The sequence below is a fragment of the Leucobacter triazinivorans genome (genome assembly GCF_004208635.1).
Lineage (GTDB): Bacteria > Actinomycetota > Actinomycetes > Actinomycetales > Microbacteriaceae > Leucobacter > Leucobacter triazinivorans.
In genome coordinates this window covers 2,852,642-2,870,795 of record NZ_CP035806.1, presented here as the reverse complement: position 1 = coordinate 2,870,795, position 18,154 = coordinate 2,852,642, and the positions used below count along the sequence as shown (strand labels likewise).

The window sequence follows — 18,154 nt, the reverse complement described above, 5'->3', positions numbered from 1 at the left end:
TGCCTCGTCGGATTGGAAACTCTCGCATAGCGCATAATGGAGCCGTAACCACGTCGCAGATTCCGGAGGAGGGGAATGTCAAGCGCCGATCCCCACCCGATCCCAGGCACATCTCTACAGCATGTATCCCAGCCGGGTTCAGCGCCGCCACACCTCCCGCAGAGTGCTGGCCGTCAGCATCCGGTACCTGAAGGGAGAAAAAGCTATCTGGCCACCCTGCTCTTTGCGCTCTTCCTTGGCATCTTCGGAGTTGACCGCTTCTACCTCGGCAAGACCCGCTCTGCATTGTTCAAGCTGTTCACGTTGGGGGGACTTGGGTACTGGATCGTTATCGACGTGTTGATCACGCTCTTCGGCGGGCAACGCGACACTTGGGGACTTCGACTGCAAGGCTACGACAGATATAGCAAGTTGGTCTGGAAAGTAATCGGGATCTTCTTTGCTTCAATGTTCGCGCTCGGCGCCATTTTCTCTCTGATCTATGCTTCATTCGACAGCAACGGGTTGACCACCATCGGGTGGGTTGCCATAGCTGTCCTCTGCGCAGCGGGAGCCGTGCTCGGTCTGGTGTACTTCTTGCGCAGACGGTCGCAGAGTCGACGAGCATCCGAGACTCGAGCAGCGCATCACGACTCGACGGACGCCCGATCCCCCGTCGAGAAATTTGCTTCTCTCCGCAACCAGTACGTCTTACTCGCGGCTATCGGCGACGAGACCGCCGCCGGAATTGTGCGACAACTCGATTCACTGTTGAAGAACGTCGAAGAGCTGTATGGCCGCTTGCAAAGAAAATCTAGGCGTCGGGAAATCAGTCGGGTCAAGAAAGCCTACGCCGAGAAGTTGAGCAAGCTTGCGATAATTCTCGACCAGGACCATCTACTCGACATGCTATCCAACCCTCACCTTTGGGATGACGTGGAACAACACGTTAGTGCGGGGCGAAGAGCAATCATGGTGATTGACTCGCAGCTCATCGACAACATCAGGCAGGTCAACGCCGAGCGCAAACTAGTCCTCCACAAAGAACTAGATCAGGCCCTTGAGTCTGCAAGGTAGGCCACACCACCTCGTTAGACTTCCGCCGACAAGAGTTCAGCTTTGAATCAGTACTCAGCCCATCTCGAACCGTCCCACCATCGAGCCCGACCGTCATGGTCGTTGTACCAACCAGGAGGCCTCGTCTTTTCCCTGGGGAGTTGCGCTTGACTGCGATCAACAAGAAGGGCTTCCATTTCCTGTGGCGGCAAGTCGCCCCCTGATCTTTCGTCAAGACTGCCGCCGCTGACTCCAGCAGTCAGTGCCTGATGACCTTGCCCACGGCGTGCCTCAAGCACATGATTGATCCTGTTTGAGAAGTCCTCGGGCGTAAGGTTCTTCAATTGCCCTTGCCACTCCAGCAATGCCGTTTCGCCATCTTCAATACGTGCATGCGATAGGAGCCGCCATTGCTCTTCGCTGAATGCTCGCGCGACGAGCATGGCGCGTGCACGCTCACGCCATTCTTCGCTACTCATTGTGACGATGGGAACTTCAACCACATGCTGCAGCTCATTTGTGCTTACTTGCACGTCTACACTTTCGATCATCCCGGACTGTGGAGATGCGCTGAGACTACCTTGCGTGTGCGCTGTCCACTCTCGTCCGTCCCACCAGCGTCGACTGCCAGCGCCGTCGTCATACCAGCCAGGAGGCGGCGGCGCTCTATGCACATCAGCCTTGATATGCCCCGTCCAATTCTGACCGTCCCACCACTGCTGGCGTCCATCACCCACCTCGTACCAGCCCGCCGGGGCCGCAGTTGACGTCTGAACGATAGGGGTGATGAGAGCTTGTCTCCGCGCCTCTGCTTGCTCCCATTCAAGTTCACGGCGGCGCTGCCTACGGGATCCAATTCCGGCGATGGCTACAGCCCCCACGGAGAGGCCAAGGAGAGCCAGCCCGGCGACTAGTCCGGCGATATCGTCGTCGGCATCTTCGTCAACACTCTGCGCTGACTCTTGGTATAGGACTACCGGATCACCTTGATACCTCCGACGAAGCTCCTCTTCGTCGACGGCACGGGACTCTGTGGGGCCGGCAACACTCCTGGTGTGCTTGTCACGCAGCAAGTCACTTTCAAATTCATTGGACTTCGTTGAGTTCGATCGATAGGTGCCCTTCTTGCGTCGAACAAGGCGGATCTCTTCCTCGTATTCTTCGTCTTTACTCATGGGCACCCCGATTCAACGTATTCATTTTCTCACCCAGCGCGTCCGCGACGCCCTGGCGGAAGTAGGCTCCGACTGCGGGCCTTGGCGACCCACCCCTGGGCGGTGCTGAGGGCGACGCCGTTGATCTCGGCCATCGTCGCGGAGGGGTTCTCGTCACCCTGACCCGAGAGCTTTCCATGCTGGAGCGCGACGAGTTCGTAGAAGTCGGGCACCTGCTTGGGATTGCCGAGCGGCTTCAACAGGTCTCGGTCGCTGACCTTGCGACCGCTCGGGAGCACAACCTTATTCCCGGTCACGGTGGCGACGCGCTTCATGGCGAATAGACGCTTGTTGATCGCGGCCTCGATCTTCGCGGTCGGGATCTCGCGCAGCAGGTGACTCGTGATCGGGTCGCCCGGTCGCCACGGCAGATAGATCACACCCGTGATCCGCACTTCCTCGGGGGTGGCATAGAGCTGGCGCTGCAAGCGGATCATCACGCGGGTAGCGGTGGCCTCGTGCTCGATGTAACGCCAGCGGCCATCAGCAGTCTCGTTCTGCTCCGAGTCGGCATCGCTTGCCTGGTCGTCGTAGCCGAGCACGCGGTCTATCTCGTCACTGGCATCGTCGGCACGTTCTCCGGGGAACCGGGCAGCGAGGTGCCAGCCAGTTGGCAGATCAGTCTGGGCGATCAGGCCGTCCGCGGTCTGATCCCAGGGGCGGGGCGTCGGAAGTGCCATGCGCATCAGTCTAGCGAACAGGTACACCTATCTAATGTAGTTGCGATTACGTGTTGTTTGTGTTTCAATATCAGGTACTCGCAATAACGCTAGATCAGAGCAGCGCGCGAGCTTCCAACGAAAGGAAAGGGCATGACCGAGGCAACAGTGCAGACGGACTACCTCACGCGCGCCGAGCCCGCTGCTCGCTGCCGAGTGCCGTTGCCGACGTTCGACAAGCTGCGCCGCGACGGGCTGATCCCTGAACCTGACGCGGAGGTCGGCAAGCACAAGCTCTGGCGCGCAGACACCATCGAGGAGTTCCTCGAAGTCGGCGGAACGAGACGCTAATGGCCGGGCGTCCGTCGAATACCTCCCCAGCTCGGGTCGATCCGAACACGGGTCGCCCGATGCCCGAGGGCATCCGGTGGCGGACGGATCGAGGGCGGTATCAAATTCGCGTGACGGTGACCGACCTCGCCGGGAACAAGCAGCATCGCTCTCGCATGTTCCTCACCCTCGCGGAAGCGAAGCGCGAGCTGGCGAAAGAGGTGTCGGGCCGCAACCCGAACGCGGGAATGACGCTCACGCAGTGGCATGAACGTTACTGGCCCGCCATCGCCGCCTCGGTGCGGGTCGGAACAGCGCGCGGCTATGACGTGTCATGGCGCAAGCGGGTGCAGCCGACGCTCGGCGACAAGAAGCTCGAAGAGATCACCTCGCCGCTCATCGAGTCGGCGATGGTGTCATGGGCTGGGTCGCCGTCAATCAAGGTCGATTCGCTCGCGGTGCTCAGCCGCTTGCTCGACGGCGCACGCCGGGCGAGGATCATCGATTACAACCCGGCGCGCGAGGTGAAGCGCCCGAGCCAGGACACCTCCACTTCCCCAACCTCGCGGGCGCTCACCGTGCAGCAGATCAGAAAGCTGCTCGAACTCATCCCCGCGGGCGTGTACCGGCGTTACGCGGCAGCGCTCGTCTTCACCGGAATGCGCGCTGGCGAGGCGACGGCACAGCGGGTGCGCGACGCCGAGCTGGAGCAGAACATCCTCCGTATCAGCCGCAGCTTCTCCCCCGGCAAGAACGGCGAACTGATCGAGCAGAGCCCCAAGAGCCACAAGGAGCGGGAAGCACCGATCACGAAGCAGCTCCGTCCGTCCGTCATCGAGGCCATCAAGGGCAAGGAACGGGATGATCTGCTGTGGGCGGGGCCGAATGGCGGCAGGCTCACTGCGCGGAACTTCCGCCGCGCCGTCGATTGGGAGAAGATCAAGACCGAGCTTCACCGCCCCGAGCTGCGGGTGCACGACCTCCGCCACACCTTCGCCACGATCCTCTTCGACGCAGGAGCCTCTGCACCCGACGTGCAAGCCGTACTCGGACACTCCAGCCTGCAGGTCACCGAGCGCTACTCACGCGCACGCGAGGGTGTCGCGCGGCGTGCCGGGTCGGTGCTCGACGGGCTCTTCGAGCCGGACAAGCCGAAGCCGAAGAAGAACACCAAGAAGAGCAGCAAGACGAGCGGCGCGAAGAAGTCGCGGCGCTCGTCTGCGAGCCCGAACCTCGCCGACCCGTTCGGCGTTCCGTTCAACGATCCGTTCGGAACCGCCGGCTACAGTACGGGCCACGGAAATGGCCCAAGAATGGCCCAAGGTCGCGGAGGGCTCGGCTTGTAAGCGCCGCGATGGATCCTGCGACTGCGCGCAGGATGACGGTCTCGGCGCACAGGATGAGGGTCTCGGCGCACAGGACGACAGTCTCGGGACGCAGGACGACGGCGCGGCGACGCGGCCCGAAACCAAGCGCTGACCAGGGAAAATAGAAGAACCCCCGCAAGTAGAAGCCTTGCGAGGGTTCAGCAACGGTGTAATAGCCGTTACGTGGCTCCGACCGGCATCGATCCGGTGACCTTTCGATTTTCAGATTGATCAGGGATTTTTCTTCACCTTATATATAGGCGAATCGGCAGAATCACGCTGTTCAGGTCGGTGAGTATCAGTTGCTTTCAGTTGCTTCTTGCCGGATTTATGGCACAAATATGGCACAGGATCCGCACTCGTCCAGGAGTCAGGAGTCGTGGTCCACTCTCGATCCAGGCGATCGAATCTCGAGCTCAAATTCAAGCTCTCCGCGCTGAATTATCGGCATCAATAATGGAGCGGTGAAGACTCTCTGAGTAATGTCTGCGATTGACTGACGCACGAAAGGGAGCAGGTGCATCAACGCCACGTTGTTCACGAATTCTGAAGCGGCAGCAGATGATTCTTCTCCAAGAACTACTCCCGGATGTTCATACTCCGCGTAAGCACCGCATTCAATATCACCGAACGGAGTATTGATCTCAGTCATCAAACGGATACGGAACCCGCTTCTGTCATCACGAACGTCTATATCCAGCGTGTACTTAGGAGCAATTTCGACTCCTTCATCGCTGGGCTGAGCATCCAACTTTCGCTCCGCACCAAGCCTGAACACTTCGATGGTTAAAAGTGAAGCAGATTCAACAAGCTGCCCCACCTCGGTAATGGCAGTATCAGGCATTCACAAACGCCTTCACATGGGTTTCGCCAGCCGCCCATTCCCATTCCACCGACTGTCGCGGATTCCAACTCATGGAACGGCTCGCACCTCCAGTGGCTTCCCGAGCAACCAAGATGCAGCACTGGTCGACTACACGATGCTCGATAGAAGCCTGAACTGCCAACGCATACCGTCGAATGGTAGCCAAGGTTGGATTGGCGTCGTAACGTTCGAATGATGCAACCGCAGGCTGGCTAATGCCCATACGCTCAGCAACCTGTTCTTGGCTTAGACCATGCTTCTTGCGCATCTTGACCAAGCTGCTCAGCAACTCGTCATGCGAGTCAACGAGCAGATCAGCGAGCGCTTCAATCTGAGCACCGTTCAGTTCCATAAACTAAACCTTATATCGCGGGCAAGCCAGTGGCAATTCCCCAGTTCTCAGGTTCGCCGTGCGCGTACCAGTTGACCGCAGCATGAATCTCTCTCTGTTGCTCAGCATTCACGTCTTCTACATCAAGTCGTTTCTCGTGAACGTGGTGGCCCACGAAATAGTCAGGAAGAGCCACAGGCTCCGAGTGGTACATACGTACCTGCGCCGTCGAGTGGCTCTGAGATCCATCGTCTTCTCGCTCCGTCACAGAGATTCCTGTCCACCGAATCTCGTACAGGGGAGGAGGATTCTTGATATCAACGGGCTTCACCTCGTCAACTGGTTGCAGTTCTCCCCGCTGAGCCTTTTCAATTCGCTTCTTGAACTCGCTACGAGCCATGCCAGCGGCATAGGGATTCCATACTCTCTTGCCACCCGAGATTGAACCCATGAGCCGATCAACAGCTGCTCGCACGTCTTCCCCAATGCTGCAAGACGGGTATCCGTACCACCGAAAAGCTGGCGCACCCGGTCCGCTGCACCTAGAGGGAAGATCGTAGTTTGTCACCGAATCCCGGCACGATGGCTCGTATGAGCGACTACGGCCGACGCGCGCGACGCCCGAACGACGCGCCCACGGTCCTGCTACAGGGCCGGGTTTCCCCTACCGCGCGCAACGACGTGCGCGAAGCTGCCGAGGCATCCGGCGTCACCATGTCGTACTACCTGGATGCGCTCATCACCAAGCTCGTCAACGAGAACGGCGGCATGCCGCTCGTCGACCCTCCCGCGCGGGACCGCGCGAACCAGCTCGACCTGCCGGAGGAGGCCCCGACGAAAGCCGCATAGAACGAGCGAACCCCCGCCTCTTACGAGACGGGGGCCGAAGCTAAGTGCCTGATCCTCTGAGTTTGGCGACCTGGTAGATCAAGGCAGTTCCGACAAGAACCGGTAGGGAACCGGGCCTTTGTCGTACCCATCGACCGGGATCGAAAGGTGGTGTCATCATAACCCCTCCCTTTACAGAAACCCAGTACCCGCACGCCGAGTCTTGGGCCTTGACAGAGGCGATTAGCCCGCGGCCGCGCGTGCGTGTGGCTGTCGTCGACGCTTACGGGACGATCGCGAACGAGTACCGCGATCGCGTGATCGGCGCCGCTGCGCCTGAGCGCCCGTGGGCGGTCTACCTCGCCGGCCCCGATCAGCGGTTCCGCCTTCTCGCGTTCGACCTCGACGCTCACGGCGACCCCGCGGCCGCAGCTCGCGACACTGACGTGCTCTCCGGCCTCCTCTCCGACGTCGGCCTGTCGCACGTCGTCTGCGAGTCCGGGCCGACCGGCGGTCGCCACCTGTGGGTCGGCCTGGCCGAGTCTGTCGACGCCGATACCGTCGCCACCCTCGCCCGTCTCGCGCGGCACGTGTGCCCCACCCTCGACCTGTCGCCCCTCAGCAACCCCGTGACGGGCTGTGTGCGGCCCCCAGGAGCGCCGCACCGTGCCGGCGGGCACTCCACGGTCCTCCGCGGCGACCTGAACGCGCTCAGCGCGCCTACGGCCACCGCCGCACAGGTGCGCGCGCTCGTGAGCCTCCTCGCCGGCCTCGTCGACGACACCGAGCCCGCTCGCACCATCGACCCGCACGCGCCCCTGCCGCTGGACGCCCACGGCCGTCTGCACCTGGTCGGCCCACGCCGCCAGCTCCCCGCCGTCAGCGCCGCAGCGCTGCACGAGACGCCCGCGGACGCCTCAGCGACGCTCTGGCGCGTCCTGATCGGCGCAGCGGCCGCCAGGTGGCGGCACGTCGACGTCGCCGCCCTCGTCGACACCGAGCCCGGCCTAGAGCACGTCCGCACGCGCGCGACCGTCCGCGGCCGCGTGAACCGCCCCCGCGGCGAGCAGCGCCGCATCCTCGCCCGTCAGTGGGACAAGGCCGTGCGCTACGTCGCCGCGAGTGACCGGCAGATCGGGGACGATCCCACGTTCGACCGTCGCGCCGACGCGATCGCCGCGCACGTGCGCGGCGTCCAGCAACGCGCCGACGCCGCAGCCGGCCGCTGGGCCCGCGGAGGCGGCCCTGCCGATCGCCGCATCCTCGACGTGCTGTGCGTTCTCGCCCTGCACGCCCTCAGCGCCTCTCTGGAAGCCGATACCCGCCGCCTGGCCCTACTAGCCGGGGTCGGCCGTGAGACGGCCAGGACGGCGCTGCTGCGCCTCTCCGAGGACGGATGGATCGCACAGACCGCGGCCGCGGACGGACCCCGCGCCGCTCACTGGACGATCGACCCTCAGAGCGCTCTCCACAGCAACTCGGATCATGCCCGGTCACAAGCGGACCCGCGCCCCCCTGGGGCCGGGGCCGCTGAGAGAACCGCGATCCTCGCAACGCTCCGAGCACGAACAACAGATGCCGCACACGACCTGTTCACCGCTACCCGCCCTGCGCTCGGACACCTGGCCGGGAACCTCTACGCACGAATCGACACCACAGCTCGCCCCCTCGACGAACTCTCCCCTCTGATCGGCGCCGACCCGCTGCGCACCCGTCGACTGCTGGACCGCCTCACCTACTCCGGCATCGTCGAGCGCGCCCGCGACGGCTGGCACCGCGTCGACGCGCTCCCCCTCGACGTGGCCGCCGAGCGCGCCGGGGTCGCCGGCCGACTCGACGCCCGCGCTACCCGCTACCGCGTCGAGCGCGAGGCGTGGGCATGGTGGAAGGCCGAGGAGGCGTGGATGCACGCGCCCCGTCGACCCGACGCGAAACGTCGACCGAGCCGGGGTCAGCTCTCCCTCGTCCCGGATGACGGCACCCACGCCTACGGCCCACACCCGCGCCGACCCGATGGCCGGCTGGACTATGCCGCAGCTCGTCGCATCATCGTCGAGGAGCGCGAGGGAACGGCCGTGCGGGCGTACGACCGCAACGCCGACGGAGATCTCCGCTCGAGAACCCTCGTCGACGTCGCCGACGTCGACGAGGTCGACGCGGAATGGATCGATCCGGGCTACTGCGCGCACGGGATGACGATCGGTGTCAGGTGCCGGTACTGCGACGGCCCCGCCACCAAGGCGGGCGAGACACCGCGACGTCAGGTCGCCTAGCGACGATCCGCTGCGCGGAGGCGAGCCCACGGGCTCGCTGGTCGAGCCGGCGATGCCGGCGCTGTCAGGGCCTTCGGCCCGTTGTTTTGCCGTGAAGCCTTCGGCAGCATACGGTCGGCCAACCTCCATGCAAGCGGCTGCGCCGCCGGCTCCTCCGAGACTTTCGGCACGCGGTCGCTGCGCTCCCTCACATCGCGCCGAAACTCTCTCCCCCACCGCCCTCCGGGTTGCACTCCGGCCGTCCTCCCTAGCGGCGGTAAACCGCCTTCACGGCAAAAAAACGTGGGGGTGAGACAGACGCAAATAGTACTAATCCCGTTAGGTGGAGGTTCCGAACATGGCACGCACGGTCAAGAACACCAAGAGCCCCGAGGAGCGTCGCGCCGAGGCCGAGGCCCTGCAAGCGACGATCGCGGAACAGGTCGAGGCGCTGCGCGAGTCCGAGACGTGGGCGCGGTTCCTGACGTTCGCGCAGTCGTTCCACCGCTACAGCCTGGGGAACCTGCTGCTGATCTTCGCCCAGTGCCCCGAGGCGTCGCACGTCGCCGGTTACCGGACGTGGCAGAAGCTCAACCGCCAGGTGCGCAAGGGTGAGCGCGGAATCCGCATCTTCGGCGGCCGCGACGTGCGCGAGACGGTCGAGAACGAGCAGACCGGCGAGGAGGAGGAACAGCGCCGCGTGCGATTCTTCCCGGTGTCCGTGTTCGACATGGGACAGACCGACCTCATCGACGAGGAAGCGGGCGACCCGGCCGACATTGCGCGACAGCTCACCGGAGACGACCCCGCGGGCATCTTCGACGCCGTGGCCGACTACCTCACCGGCAAGGGCTGGACCGTCGAGCGCGAGCAGATCGCCGGAGGCGCGAACGGGTACACCACCACCGACGGCACGCAGCGCGTCGTGATCGACGCGGACCTCTCCCCCGCTCAGGCAGCCAAGACCGCCCTTCACGAGGCCGCCCACGTCATCCTGCACGCCGAGGAAGATCACGCCGAGTACGTCGAGCACCGCGGGATCAAGGAAACCGAGGCCGAGAGCGTCGCCTACATCGTCGCCGGGATTCTCGGACTCGACACGAGCGCCTACAGCGTCGGCTACGTCGCCGGGTGGAGCAAGTGCGAGGCCGAGACGATCAAGGCCACCGCGGCAAACGTGCTGCGCACCGCGCACGCCCTGGCCGACGCGATCACCGAGCCCGCCCCCGAGCCCGTCGCCGCGTAACCCGAATAGTACTAATCCCGTTAGGAGAACGTCATGCACGGAGAGCCGACCCTGTTCGATATGGCCGAGTTCGAGCGCGAGGCCGTGGCCGCGACCCCCTGGGAAGGCGTGCCCCTGCGGTACGTCACCGACTACCACCACCCCGACGACCTCGCGGCCGCGTTCGAGCGGTGGACCGGCGAACACGGGAACTTCGGATGCCTGATGCGCTCGCACATGTGGCACCGCGCGTACTTCGGTCGGCAGGACGTCGCCGCTAGCGACGAGGCCCACGAGCTGCACATGCTCAACGCCGACACCCGGTGCGACCTCGCAGAGCACGACCACGCGATGCCCGGATGGAGAGCCCTGCCGATCCTGCCGACGAACCTCAGCACCGCCGACGAGAAGAAGGCGCGCGCCGCGGCGGCCAAGTGGTGCGCAGAGAACTACCCCGCCGAGTGGCAGCGTCCCGGCGCACCCGTCATCAGTCGACGCGGCCCGTACGGCGGCCGCCACGTCGGCGGCCGCTCCCCCTTCGGCGGCTACGACCTCGCCGCCCCGAACGACTGACCCGAATAGTACTAATCCCGTTAGGAGAACCCCATGACGACCCTCACGACCAGCGACGTTGCCGCCCTCTTGGATGACGTGGCGCAGCTCCTCCCCTTTCCCACGACGCTCTACACCGACATGGGGGCCGATAGCTGGGCTCCTCAGCTCTATTTCGGCCCCGTGGACCCGGCGTCAGAGCTTCCCGCGCACCGCGCCGGGATCGACGCCGACACCGTGCGCCCGGTGTGGTGGATCGACCTCGACGGCGGAACCCGAACGATCCTCCTCGACGAAGTGACCCCGGACGACGTGTGCAACGTCGCCGCCCGGATCGCAGCCACCCAGCAATGCGAGTGACCCTATTAGTACTGTTCCCGTCGCTGTTGCGTGGGGCGGGAACAGTACTGTTCCCCGGCCAGGTGCCGCAGCTCACGACCACGCCGGCCGACGCCGGACGGAGCCGGCGTCGGCTAACGGACGGCCGGACGGAGCCGGCCGACTGTCAGGGCCTATCGACCCGTTCTTTTGCCGTGAAGCCTTCGGCAGCATACGGTCGGCCAACCTGCGCGCCAGTGCTTTCGCGGCATATCCTCCCTCGCTTCGCTCAGTCCGGTATTCCACGGTCACTGGCACTCCGGCCGGCTCTCCCTAGCGGCGACAAGTCGCCTTCACGGCAAAAAAACGAGTGGGGTGGGAGGATCACGAAATGGAAGCGCTAACCGTCTACATGACCGGTCCCCAGTGTGGGAAGTGCCGGATGACGAAGATGATGCTGGACAGCAAGGGCATCCCGTACGTCGAGGTCAACATCACCGAGCACCCCGAAGCGCGCGAGTACGTGACCGAGGAACTGGGCTACACCGTGGCCCCCGTCGTCGTGGTCGACGATGACGATCACTGGTGCGACCTCCGACCCGACCAGATCGAGCGCGTCGCCGCTCACTTCGCAGCCTGACCCCACTACCCCAAATAGTACTAATCCCGTTACAGGAGGAATCATGACCGACCGCAACCTGACCCCGTATGACCGTGGCACCCGCTTGGAGCCGCAGCTCTGGCCGCTCGGGGACGACCCCGACAGCTACGGGCGCGTGGACTTCGACGACGAGGAGTCGCGAACGATCCTGACGGCCTACGTCGAGCGCGAGGGCGACGGCTACGCCATGCACGTGCACGGGATGGGCGAACCGCTGAGCCTCGTCGTCGACGGCGGCGGGCGGGTTGTTCCAGTCGACCGCGAGCTGTGCGAGGGAATCGACATGCTGCTGAGCATGGCCCGGCGCGGCCGTGAGGACTTCGAGCACCAGGCCGCCTATCGCGACTACACCGCCGAGGATCGCGCGGCAGCCGATCGCCTGTGGCTGCTGGCCGAAACGGTCGGAGAGCTGCTGGCCGGAGAAGCCCGAAAGGCTTGACCATCAGTAACTCTAATAGTACTATTAGAGTTACACGGAACTAGAGACGATACGGAACCAGGACACGACATGCAGAACCTCATCATCACCAAGCTGGCCGACCTCCAGGCGGGCGACCGCATCCTGAGCTGGGATGGCCGGCCCTACCGCCCGGCGCGAGTCGTCGCGCAGCGTCTCGGCTACATCGGAGCGGGGAGTGTTCAGGGCGTGCGTCTCGTGAACCCCCACCCGACCAGCGACGTCGAGCACGTGCTGTACCCGGCGCAGATGGATGGCCGGCGATTGGAGGTCGAGCGCCCTTAGCTATCCCCTTGTAACCCCATTCCCGCTAATAGTACTGTTCCCACTACCGGGACGAAACCGAAGGAGCACACCATGAGCTACATCACCCGCACCGGCAACCTCGCCGCAACGCCCACCCTCCGCGAAGGGGACAACGGCCCGTACACCTACGCCCGCGTCCTCGTCAGCGATCGCATCCGCCAGGAGGACGGCAGCTACACCGACGGCCCCACCGTCGCCTACGACGTCGCCGTGAGCGGCAACCAGGCGCAGAACCTCGTCGAGGCGGCCGAGGAGTCGGGGAACATCCGCGTCACGTTCTCCGGCCGCTACCGCGTCACCGAGTACAAGGGCGACCAGGGGAGCCGCTTGCAGCACGAGGTCCGAGCCGACGAAATCGCGGTGAGCCTGCGCGGGCAGAGCGTCCGCGTGGTCGGCAAGCCCTCGACCGCCGACCAGGGCGACGACACCCCGTTCTGATCCCGCACTCAGGGGTGCGCCTCCACCGTGGGGCGCACCCCTAACAGTACTATTGCCGTTACACATGAAAGGTGACACCGTGACCGCTCGAATCCTCGCCCTCTGCAATCAGAAGGGCGGCGTCGGCAAGAGCACGACGACATTCCACCTGGCCCGCGCCGCGGTGCTGGCTGGGCGTAGCGTGCTCGCCGTCGACCTCGACCCGCAGGGAAACCTCACGACGTCGATCGCAGCCGAAACCGTCGAGGAAGATCAGCCCGGCCTAGCCGATGCGCTGAGCAAGCACGCCGACGAGACGCTGCGCGACGTCATCGTGCCGGGACTGTGGCCCGGCCTCGACCTCGTGCCGACGTCGGGCGTCGAGCTCGGCAGTGTGCGCGATGAACTCGTGATCGCCGGAGCGGGCCGAGAGAGCCGCCTACGCGCCGCGCTGCGCGAGGTTGCAGACGACTATGACCTGATCCTCATCGACTGCGCGCCGAGCCTTGACCAGCTCACCAGCAACGGCCTGACGGCCGCGGACGGGGTAGTGGTCGTGACGCACTCGAAGCTGTGGAGCGCCAACGGCCTGACGCAGCTCCTCGACACGATCGCGCTCGTGCGCGAGCACTACAACGCGCAGCTCGACGTCGCCGGCATCCTCATCAACCAGCACGAGGAGAACACCGTCAGCGGCCGCGCCTGGCTCGACGACCTCACCGAGGCGGCCGAGGCACGCGGACTGCGCGTGCTCACCCCGCCGGTTCCCAAGCGCGTCGTGATCGCGGATGCCGTCGAAGCATCCAAGGGCCTCGACGAGTGGGGGAGCGCCGAAGCAACCGCCCTCAGCGGCCTCTACAGCGGCCACCTGACCACCCTCGAAGGAGTACGCGCATGAGCGCCCGACCCGAACGCAAACGCTCCACCCTCAGCGGGCGGAACCCCATCGCACCGGCCGCTGAGACGCCGCAGGAGCCTCCCGCAGCCGCTCCCGCGCCTGTCGCACCGGCCACGCCTGCAGAGAGCGCCACAGAGCCGCAGGCGGCCGCACCGAAGAAGCGCAGCAAGTACCCGCCCAAGGTGTCGTTCTACCAGGAGCAGGAGGACACTGACCGCATCCGTGGCGCGATCATGCACACCATCCCCTACGAAGGCGTGCGCAGCCTCTCGCAGTTCCTCAGCGGGGCCGCTATGAAGGAAGTCGAGCGGCTAGAGCGCCAGTACAACGGCGGCAAGCCGTTTCCGCCCGTGGGGGCTCGAGAACTGCCCCAGGGCAGACCGATGGGGGAGTGACCATGACGCAGCTCAACCACGAAGCGCGAGAGACGCTGCGATGGGCGGGGATCACCCCCGGTCAGTGGGCGAAACGCCACGGGTACGAGTCAGCGAAGGATTGGCGCGGCGACGAGTGCGGATGCACCGACGACCGCTGTATCGGCTACCACCACGACGCCACGGACGAGTGCGGGTGCCTGCCCGCCCTCATCGAGGAGCTGCGTCGGGATGAGCGCAAGCTGACCGCCGCCCGTCCCGTGTGGGCCGCGCACGTTCGCTCCACCGAGAGCGGCACGGCCGAGGATCGCGCCGCAGCCGACCAGCTCGCGGCCGAGTGGGTCGCCGAGTACAACCCCGGCGCCGTCTGGCACTCCCTGACGCCTCGCGGGATCGTCTACCGCAACCAGTGGAACGACCGGACGTGGCTCATCTACGACGCCGATCGCGACTCGATCGAGACGGCCGACGTCACCGACGAAACGGAGATCTCCGCATGACCGGCGTGACCGTGCAGCAGCTCGTCGACCAAGTGCTCGATACCGCCCAGGCGGCGCACCCAGGCGTGGAGTTCGGTATCACGCTGTCGTTGGCGAACGCCCTGCTTCTGCAGAAGGACTCCGACAAGCTGTGGCGCAAGGATGCTGACGGGCGAGAGGGCTACTACAGCGGCCACGTCTACCGGGATTGCCTTGTCGACGAGATTCCGAGCGAGGAGCCGGCGCCGATCGCGATTTCCTTGTCATCGTGTCGCCCGTGTACGGCACCAGCTCGGAGGCCGAGCAGGCGGTGACCTACTACGGCGACCTGCGCACGGGTGCGATCGCGACGGACCTGCCCGAGGACGTGCGGACCGATCCGCCGCCCGAGTCGGCCTAGGCCTGCCTCAGCGTCGGTTGCTCGTCGACCGGCCGGTGTGCTTGATGTACTCCCACCAGGTGAACTCGACCGCGAGACGCATCGCATCCTCCGGGAAGTATCCGATGAGCTGCCGCTCGGCGGGGTCGCGGTCGAAGGTCACCGAGCGCAGCAGTCGGCGGCCGCGGACCTCCACGTAGCGAATGATCGCGATGCGCCGGCTCTTGTCGAATACATACCAGACCCCCAGCTCGGGGGAGCGCTGCAACTGCGACATAGGCGACCAGTGCTGCACCACGTCGGTGACCGTAAAGCCATCCCCCGACACGAGCGGGACGACGTGTCACTGGCGCGGGGCAGCTCAGGCCTTGGTGACGGTCCCGTCGAGGCCTTCGTAGAGGTCGAAGTTTCGTTCTCCAATAAGCGCGACGAGCGTGTCGAACGCTTCGGAGAGCGGAACCTCAGTGGCAAGGTCGTTAGCTTCATATGCGCGGATGGATGGCATCGTGTCGTTCAGATCGGCCAAGAGAACGTAGAACTTCTCGTACTGCTCATCTCGGCCGGCAGGGTCCTGCCGGCCAGTGAAGAGCCGAAGGCGTGGACCAGCGTTGATGAAGGTCGACTTTCGCCGACCCGTGCCGTCGTGCTCGGCTCCGGCATCGAAGATGAGCAGTGCAGCAAGCACGGCGTACGGGAACCGGCGATGCAGGGTGACGGCTTCGTTGAGGAGGTCTGCTCGACGATTGGTGAGATTCTTCTGGTAGTTCCTGGTCTGGCCGTCCTTGAACAAGATCGTCTTCACGCTGACGGCGAGGATGAGCCCGGATTCTTCGGTGGCCCAGGTCACGTCGACCTTCTTCGCGCCGATCCCGCCGGCCAGACGTCGTTCCGCGCCGCTGACCCCTGCTTCGCCGGGTCCGGTTGGTCTAGCGCCGTCCATGCCCCGTGCACGGAGCTCGGCGGCGACGGCCAGGGCGACCGCGGCCGATAGCTTTTCGTTGTAGTTCTTCTTGGTGGCCTGCGGAGCGGTGTCGGCGGGCTTTGAGCCGCACGATCGGATAGCCGCGATCAGGCGATCGTCAATCGCTGCCACGACGGCTCCTCGACTCTCGCCGCTTCGAGAGGTCAGCGCGTGCCGCGCGAATCTCCGCGACGTCCGGGCGGCGCATGCCGAGAGTCCGAACCAGCAACACGTCGTCGACGAGCTTGGCGGCCTCGAGGACTTGTCCGCGGCGGAGCTTCCCGCCGACGACGGGGCGGATCGCGAGTAGCGCGTCACGTGCAGCGGCGACCGTCGACGGATCGGGCAGCGCCCACAGGTCGGCTTCGCCCGGCTCCATCTTCAGCATGCCGCCGCCGTACGCGCGGCCGGTGAACTCGGCGCCCAGCATCGTGACGGAGTTCAGTGCGGCAAGAGGCAGCAGCTCTCGGCCAATGCTTCGGTGCTCCGGCGTGAGGTAGACCCCGTGGACGGAGTTCAGGTGCAAAGCGCCGGCTGTATTGGTGGTGATTCTTGGGGTGTCCGCGTTCATGTAGGTCAGGAGCAGATCGGCCTTTTTCACGAGAGGAACGCGCCACCACTCTCTGCGGACGCGGCACTTATAGGCCGCGTGCACCGACTCTTCCTCGCCTTGCGCGATGTACGCCATCGCGGCGGTGGACGGCTTGTCCGCAGGGCGGAACAGCATCGTACGTTTACCGGCTTTCCCGAGCTCCGTGTGCGCGCGGGTTGAGAACTCCAATCCGCGCAGATGGCTCGAGCCCGGAGGGGAGAGCCGCACCACGTCGCTCGGCTGCAGTTTGAGCTCAGCGACTCGCGCGGGCGACAGCGCGAAGTACTTGTTGTTGCCGGTGACCATCCCGAGCGACGTCTCGCCCCAGTTCTGCATCGCCATGAATTGGCCGCTCAGGATCAGCTTTCCGTAGATCTTCAGGGCTTCGGGTGTGACTGTCGAGCTTGACCATTTCGCTGCGGGGTCGGGGGGCGTCCAGGTGGCGATCGGGGGCAAGTCGGTGGCCAGCGAGGCCGCGTTCGCCACCTGGCGGATGCGGGCATGGTCGGTCGAGCCGCCGTAGCCGTCGGCCAGGAGCAGAATGGCCTCTGTCTCTGCCTCCTCGAACACTCGCTGCTCGAACAGCACAAGGTCGACCTGAGCAAAGTTCTCGAAGAGGAACCGACGGACGGGGGCGGCGTAGTTCGCGTGTAGCAGTTCCGCAGGCAGTACGTAGCCGAGTCGGCCCCCAGCGCGCAGGCCGAGGGCGCCGTGGACGGTGAACGCCGCCCACGACGATGCCAGTCCCGAGAGCGCGACCCCTCCGCGGAGAGCCGCGGCACGCGCCTTCGTGCGCGCCTCGCCCGTGAAGTCTTGGAATCGGATGTACGGAGGATTGCCGACGACCGCGGTGTACTGGCCGCTCGCAGGGGTATCGAAGAAGTCGCTCACGGTCATGACGACCTCGCCGCCCGCCGCCCTGATTCGTCTGGCTCCGTATTCCGCGCTCCACCCATGCAGCTCAACACCGTGTACGACCGGCGTTGATACGCCGAGCATGCGCAGTCGCGACACCGCGTGCGCAAGAAACTCGGCATCGCCTGCGGACGGCTCGAGGATCAGATCGCTCGCGTCTCGTACCGCCCAGTTGGCGATGAAAGAAGCGATCGCAGGGGGAGTAAAGAACGCTCCGCGCGCCTTCCGAGCTTCGGCGCCGTCGGAGGGGTCGCGCGCGCCGAGGATCACGCACCAATTCTGTCCGATACCACCCACACCGCGGGGATCGACGCTCCCTAGACGTCCCGAAATCGATCGATTTCGGGACGAGTGCCAACCCCGGCTCGTCGACGTCGACACGCCGTGCCGAAACTCCGTGCCAAAACCTCCCATGTTCCGAAACCTGATTCGACCGTTTTCGACCCATAGCTGATAGAATCGAAGCACGCCACGAGAGGGGCAAGCATGGTCCGTACGCTCATCGCCGCACCGCCGGCATCGACCACTGCCGAGGACCGCCTGGCGTTCGCGGATGCAGCTCTCGCGCTGGCCGGCCACGAGGTCATCGACCCGGCGCTGCGCACCATCGTCGAGCGGGCCGCTCGCCACGAGCTGACGGGGGATGAGGCGCGCGCTGCGATCCGCCGCCACGTGCAGGGCTGATGCCTCGCGGCACCACCTTTCGTACCTGGGATGACTACTTCATCCCAGGTACATC

General features: G+C 64.9%; 25 protein-coding genes. 17 read left to right on the top strand and 8 right to left on the bottom strand.

Translation table 11 applies throughout. The annotated features are described in order from the left end of the window. Window positions 1-75: 75 nt before the first annotated feature. Window positions 76-1,056, top strand: a complete 981-nt coding sequence (locus EVS81_RS13015) for a TM2 domain-containing protein (protein WP_130110748.1) — start codon at window positions 76-78, stop codon at window positions 1,054-1,056. Between the two features lie 47 nt (window positions 1,057-1,103). On the opposite strand, the gene EVS81_RS15940 is transcribed toward EVS81_RS13015, so the two are convergent. Beyond that, complete coding sequence (locus tag EVS81_RS15940) at window positions 1,104-2,210, bottom strand: DUF2510 domain-containing protein (RefSeq protein WP_205879337.1); 1,107 nt, start codon at window positions 2,208-2,210, stop codon at window positions 1,104-1,106. Window positions 2,211-2,239: 29 nt separating this feature from the next. Then, on the bottom strand, window positions 2,240-2,929 hold the full coding sequence (locus EVS81_RS13005; RefSeq protein WP_130110747.1) for a hypothetical protein: 690 nt from the start codon (window positions 2,927-2,929) through the stop codon (window positions 2,240-2,242). Between the two features lie 132 nt (window positions 2,930-3,061). Between EVS81_RS13005 and EVS81_RS13000 the strand changes: the two genes are divergently transcribed. Both EVS81_RS13000 and EVS81_RS12995 read left to right on the top strand, forming a co-directional pair. After that, the gene (locus EVS81_RS13000) at window positions 3,062-3,259 is read left to right on the top strand and encodes a hypothetical protein (RefSeq protein WP_130110746.1); all 198 of its coding nucleotides are present in this window, start codon (window positions 3,062-3,064) and stop codon (window positions 3,257-3,259) included. 110 nt (window positions 3,260-3,369) lie between these two features. Beyond that, the gene (locus EVS81_RS12995) at window positions 3,370-4,584 is read left to right on the top strand and encodes a tyrosine-type recombinase/integrase (protein ID WP_165384267.1); all 1,215 of its coding nucleotides are present in this window, start codon (window positions 3,370-3,372) and stop codon (window positions 4,582-4,584) included. A gap of 391 nt (window positions 4,585-4,975) precedes the next feature. Here EVS81_RS12995 and EVS81_RS12990 read toward each other — a convergent pair whose 3' ends face one another. The 3 genes from EVS81_RS12990 to EVS81_RS12980 are packed head-to-tail and all read right to left on the bottom strand — an operon-like array spanning window position 4,976 to window position 6,201. Beyond that, the gene (locus EVS81_RS12990; protein ID WP_130110744.1) at window positions 4,976-5,449 is read right to left on the bottom strand and encodes a hypothetical protein; all 474 of its coding nucleotides are present in this window, start codon (window positions 5,447-5,449) and stop codon (window positions 4,976-4,978) included. Further along, window positions 5,442-5,822 (bottom strand): helix-turn-helix domain-containing protein, encoded by a 381-nt coding sequence (locus tag EVS81_RS12985; protein ID WP_130110743.1) that lies wholly within the window; start codon window positions 5,820-5,822, stop codon window positions 5,442-5,444. Before EVS81_RS12985 ends, EVS81_RS12990 begins: the two co-directional genes overlap by 8 nt. A gap of 10 nt (window positions 5,823-5,832) precedes the next feature. Beyond that, entirely contained in the window at window positions 5,833-6,201 is a 369-nt protein-coding gene (locus EVS81_RS12980; protein WP_130110742.1) for a hypothetical protein, read from the bottom strand. A 191-nt stretch (window positions 6,202-6,392) separates the two neighbouring features. Here EVS81_RS12980 and EVS81_RS12975 point away from each other — a divergent pair, with 191 nt between their 5' ends. The 14 genes from EVS81_RS12975 (at window position 6,393) to EVS81_RS16195 (ending at window position 14,968) form a co-directional block, all read left to right on the top strand. After that, complete coding sequence (locus tag EVS81_RS12975) at window positions 6,393-6,650, top strand: hypothetical protein (RefSeq protein WP_130110741.1); 258 nt, start codon at window positions 6,393-6,395, stop codon at window positions 6,648-6,650. Between the two features lie 209 nt (window positions 6,651-6,859). Next, window positions 6,860-8,902: a hypothetical protein gene (locus EVS81_RS12970; RefSeq protein WP_240739853.1), complete on the top strand. Its 2,043-nt coding sequence runs from the start codon at window positions 6,860-6,862 to the stop codon at window positions 8,900-8,902. Window positions 8,903-9,239: 337 nt separating this feature from the next. After that, a complete protein-coding gene (locus EVS81_RS12965; RefSeq protein ID WP_099197235.1) occupies window positions 9,240-10,127 on the top strand; it encodes an ArdC-like ssDNA-binding domain-containing protein in 888 nt (295 codons plus the stop codon). Between the two features lie 33 nt (window positions 10,128-10,160). Beyond that, complete coding sequence (locus EVS81_RS12960; protein ID WP_130110740.1) at window positions 10,161-10,679, top strand: DUF6349 family protein; 519 nt, start codon at window positions 10,161-10,163, stop codon at window positions 10,677-10,679. 33 nt (window positions 10,680-10,712) lie between these two features. Next, entirely contained in the window at window positions 10,713-11,018 is a 306-nt protein-coding gene (locus EVS81_RS12955) for a hypothetical protein (protein WP_130110739.1), read from the top strand. A 400-nt stretch (window positions 11,019-11,418) separates the two neighbouring features. Next, window positions 11,419-11,616, top strand: coding sequence for a glutaredoxin domain-containing protein (locus tag EVS81_RS12950; RefSeq protein ID WP_338034616.1), 198 nt, complete (start codon window positions 11,419-11,421; stop codon window positions 11,614-11,616). Between the two features lie 43 nt (window positions 11,617-11,659). Then, window positions 11,660-12,076, top strand: a complete 417-nt coding sequence (locus EVS81_RS12945) for a hypothetical protein (RefSeq protein WP_130110737.1) — start codon at window positions 11,660-11,662, stop codon at window positions 12,074-12,076. A 69-nt stretch (window positions 12,077-12,145) separates the two neighbouring features. Beyond that, window positions 12,146-12,379 (top strand): hypothetical protein, encoded by a 234-nt coding sequence (locus EVS81_RS12940; RefSeq protein ID WP_130110736.1) that lies wholly within the window; start codon window positions 12,146-12,148, stop codon window positions 12,377-12,379. A 72-nt stretch (window positions 12,380-12,451) separates the two neighbouring features. Beyond that, window positions 12,452-12,838, top strand: a complete 387-nt coding sequence (locus EVS81_RS12935; RefSeq protein WP_130110735.1) for a single stranded DNA-binding domain-containing protein — start codon at window positions 12,452-12,454, stop codon at window positions 12,836-12,838. 79 nt (window positions 12,839-12,917) lie between these two features. Continuing rightward, entirely contained in the window at window positions 12,918-13,715 is a 798-nt protein-coding gene (locus EVS81_RS12930; RefSeq protein WP_205879336.1) for a ParA family protein, read from the top strand. After that, window positions 13,712-14,110 (top strand): ParB family protein, encoded by a 399-nt coding sequence (locus EVS81_RS12925; RefSeq protein WP_130110733.1) that lies wholly within the window; start codon window positions 13,712-13,714, stop codon window positions 14,108-14,110. Before EVS81_RS12930 ends, EVS81_RS12925 begins: the two co-directional genes overlap by 4 nt. A gap of 2 nt (window positions 14,111-14,112) precedes the next feature. After that, window positions 14,113-14,589, top strand: coding sequence for a hypothetical protein (locus EVS81_RS12920; protein WP_130110732.1), 477 nt, complete (start codon window positions 14,113-14,115; stop codon window positions 14,587-14,589). Further along, on the top strand, window positions 14,586-14,882 hold the full coding sequence (locus EVS81_RS12915; RefSeq protein WP_130110731.1) for a hypothetical protein: 297 nt from the start codon (window positions 14,586-14,588) through the stop codon (window positions 14,880-14,882). Before EVS81_RS12920 ends, EVS81_RS12915 begins: the two co-directional genes overlap by 4 nt. Continuing rightward, complete coding sequence (locus EVS81_RS16195) at window positions 14,846-14,968, top strand: hypothetical protein (RefSeq protein ID WP_276319067.1); 123 nt, start codon at window positions 14,846-14,848, stop codon at window positions 14,966-14,968. Before EVS81_RS12915 ends, EVS81_RS16195 begins: the two co-directional genes overlap by 37 nt. A gap of 7 nt (window positions 14,969-14,975) precedes the next feature. Here the strand turns inward: EVS81_RS16195 and EVS81_RS12910 are convergent, their stop codons facing one another. From EVS81_RS12910 to EVS81_RS12900, 3 genes are all read right to left on the bottom strand, one after another. Beyond that, window positions 14,976-15,224, bottom strand: a complete 249-nt coding sequence (locus EVS81_RS12910; protein ID WP_130110730.1) for a hypothetical protein — start codon at window positions 15,222-15,224, stop codon at window positions 14,976-14,978. Window positions 15,225-15,308: 84 nt separating this feature from the next. Continuing rightward, window positions 15,309-16,040, bottom strand: coding sequence for a hypothetical protein (locus EVS81_RS12905; protein WP_240739852.1), 732 nt, complete (start codon window positions 16,038-16,040; stop codon window positions 15,309-15,311). After that, complete coding sequence (locus tag EVS81_RS12900; protein WP_240739851.1) at window positions 16,027-18,087, bottom strand: Eco57I restriction-modification methylase domain-containing protein; 2,061 nt, start codon at window positions 18,085-18,087, stop codon at window positions 16,027-16,029. The genes EVS81_RS12905 and EVS81_RS12900 overlap by 14 nt, the downstream gene beginning before the upstream one ends. Window positions 18,088-18,154 lie beyond the last annotated feature (67 nt).

What these genes read in the sequence shown, in the direction of transcription:
- EVS81_RS13015 (WP_130110748.1), top strand. Translation starts at nt 76, where the DNA reads ATGTCAAGCGCCGATCCCCACCCGATCCCAGGCACATCTCTACAGCAT.
- EVS81_RS15940 (WP_205879337.1), bottom strand. Translation starts at nt 2,210, where the DNA reads ATGAGTAAAGACGAAGAATACGAGGAAGAGATCCGCCTTGTTCGACGC.
- EVS81_RS13005 (WP_130110747.1), bottom strand. Translation starts at nt 2,929, where the DNA reads ATGGCACTTCCGACGCCCCGCCCCTGGGATCAGACCGCGGACGGCCTG.
- EVS81_RS13000 (WP_130110746.1), top strand. Translation starts at nt 3,062, where the DNA reads ATGACCGAGGCAACAGTGCAGACGGACTACCTCACGCGCGCCGAGCCC.
- EVS81_RS12990 (WP_130110744.1), bottom strand. Translation starts at nt 5,449, where the DNA reads ATGCCTGATACTGCCATTACCGAGGTGGGGCAGCTTGTTGAATCTGCT.
- EVS81_RS12985 (WP_130110743.1), bottom strand. Translation starts at nt 5,822, where the DNA reads ATGGAACTGAACGGTGCTCAGATTGAAGCGCTCGCTGATCTGCTCGTT.
- EVS81_RS12980 (WP_130110742.1), bottom strand. Translation starts at nt 6,201, where the DNA reads ATGGCTCGTAGCGAGTTCAAGAAGCGAATTGAAAAGGCTCAGCGGGGA.
- EVS81_RS12975 (WP_130110741.1), top strand. Translation starts at nt 6,393, where the DNA reads ATGAGCGACTACGGCCGACGCGCGCGACGCCCGAACGACGCGCCCACG.
- EVS81_RS12965 (WP_099197235.1), top strand. Translation starts at nt 9,240, where the DNA reads ATGGCACGCACGGTCAAGAACACCAAGAGCCCCGAGGAGCGTCGCGCC.
- EVS81_RS12960 (WP_130110740.1), top strand. Translation starts at nt 10,161, where the DNA reads ATGCACGGAGAGCCGACCCTGTTCGATATGGCCGAGTTCGAGCGCGAG.
- EVS81_RS12955 (WP_130110739.1), top strand. Translation starts at nt 10,713, where the DNA reads ATGACGACCCTCACGACCAGCGACGTTGCCGCCCTCTTGGATGACGTG.
- EVS81_RS12950 (WP_338034616.1), top strand. Translation starts at nt 11,419, where the DNA reads ATGACGAAGATGATGCTGGACAGCAAGGGCATCCCGTACGTCGAGGTC.
- EVS81_RS12945 (WP_130110737.1), top strand. Translation starts at nt 11,660, where the DNA reads ATGACCGACCGCAACCTGACCCCGTATGACCGTGGCACCCGCTTGGAG.
- EVS81_RS12940 (WP_130110736.1), top strand. Translation starts at nt 12,146, where the DNA reads ATGCAGAACCTCATCATCACCAAGCTGGCCGACCTCCAGGCGGGCGAC.
- EVS81_RS12935 (WP_130110735.1), top strand. Translation starts at nt 12,452, where the DNA reads ATGAGCTACATCACCCGCACCGGCAACCTCGCCGCAACGCCCACCCTC.
- EVS81_RS12925 (WP_130110733.1), top strand. Translation starts at nt 13,712, where the DNA reads ATGAGCGCCCGACCCGAACGCAAACGCTCCACCCTCAGCGGGCGGAAC.
- EVS81_RS12920 (WP_130110732.1), top strand. Translation starts at nt 14,113, where the DNA reads ATGACGCAGCTCAACCACGAAGCGCGAGAGACGCTGCGATGGGCGGGG.
- EVS81_RS12915 (WP_130110731.1), top strand. Translation starts at nt 14,586, where the DNA reads ATGACCGGCGTGACCGTGCAGCAGCTCGTCGACCAAGTGCTCGATACC.
- EVS81_RS12910 (WP_130110730.1), bottom strand. Translation starts at nt 15,224, where the DNA reads ATGTCGCAGTTGCAGCGCTCCCCCGAGCTGGGGGTCTGGTATGTATTC.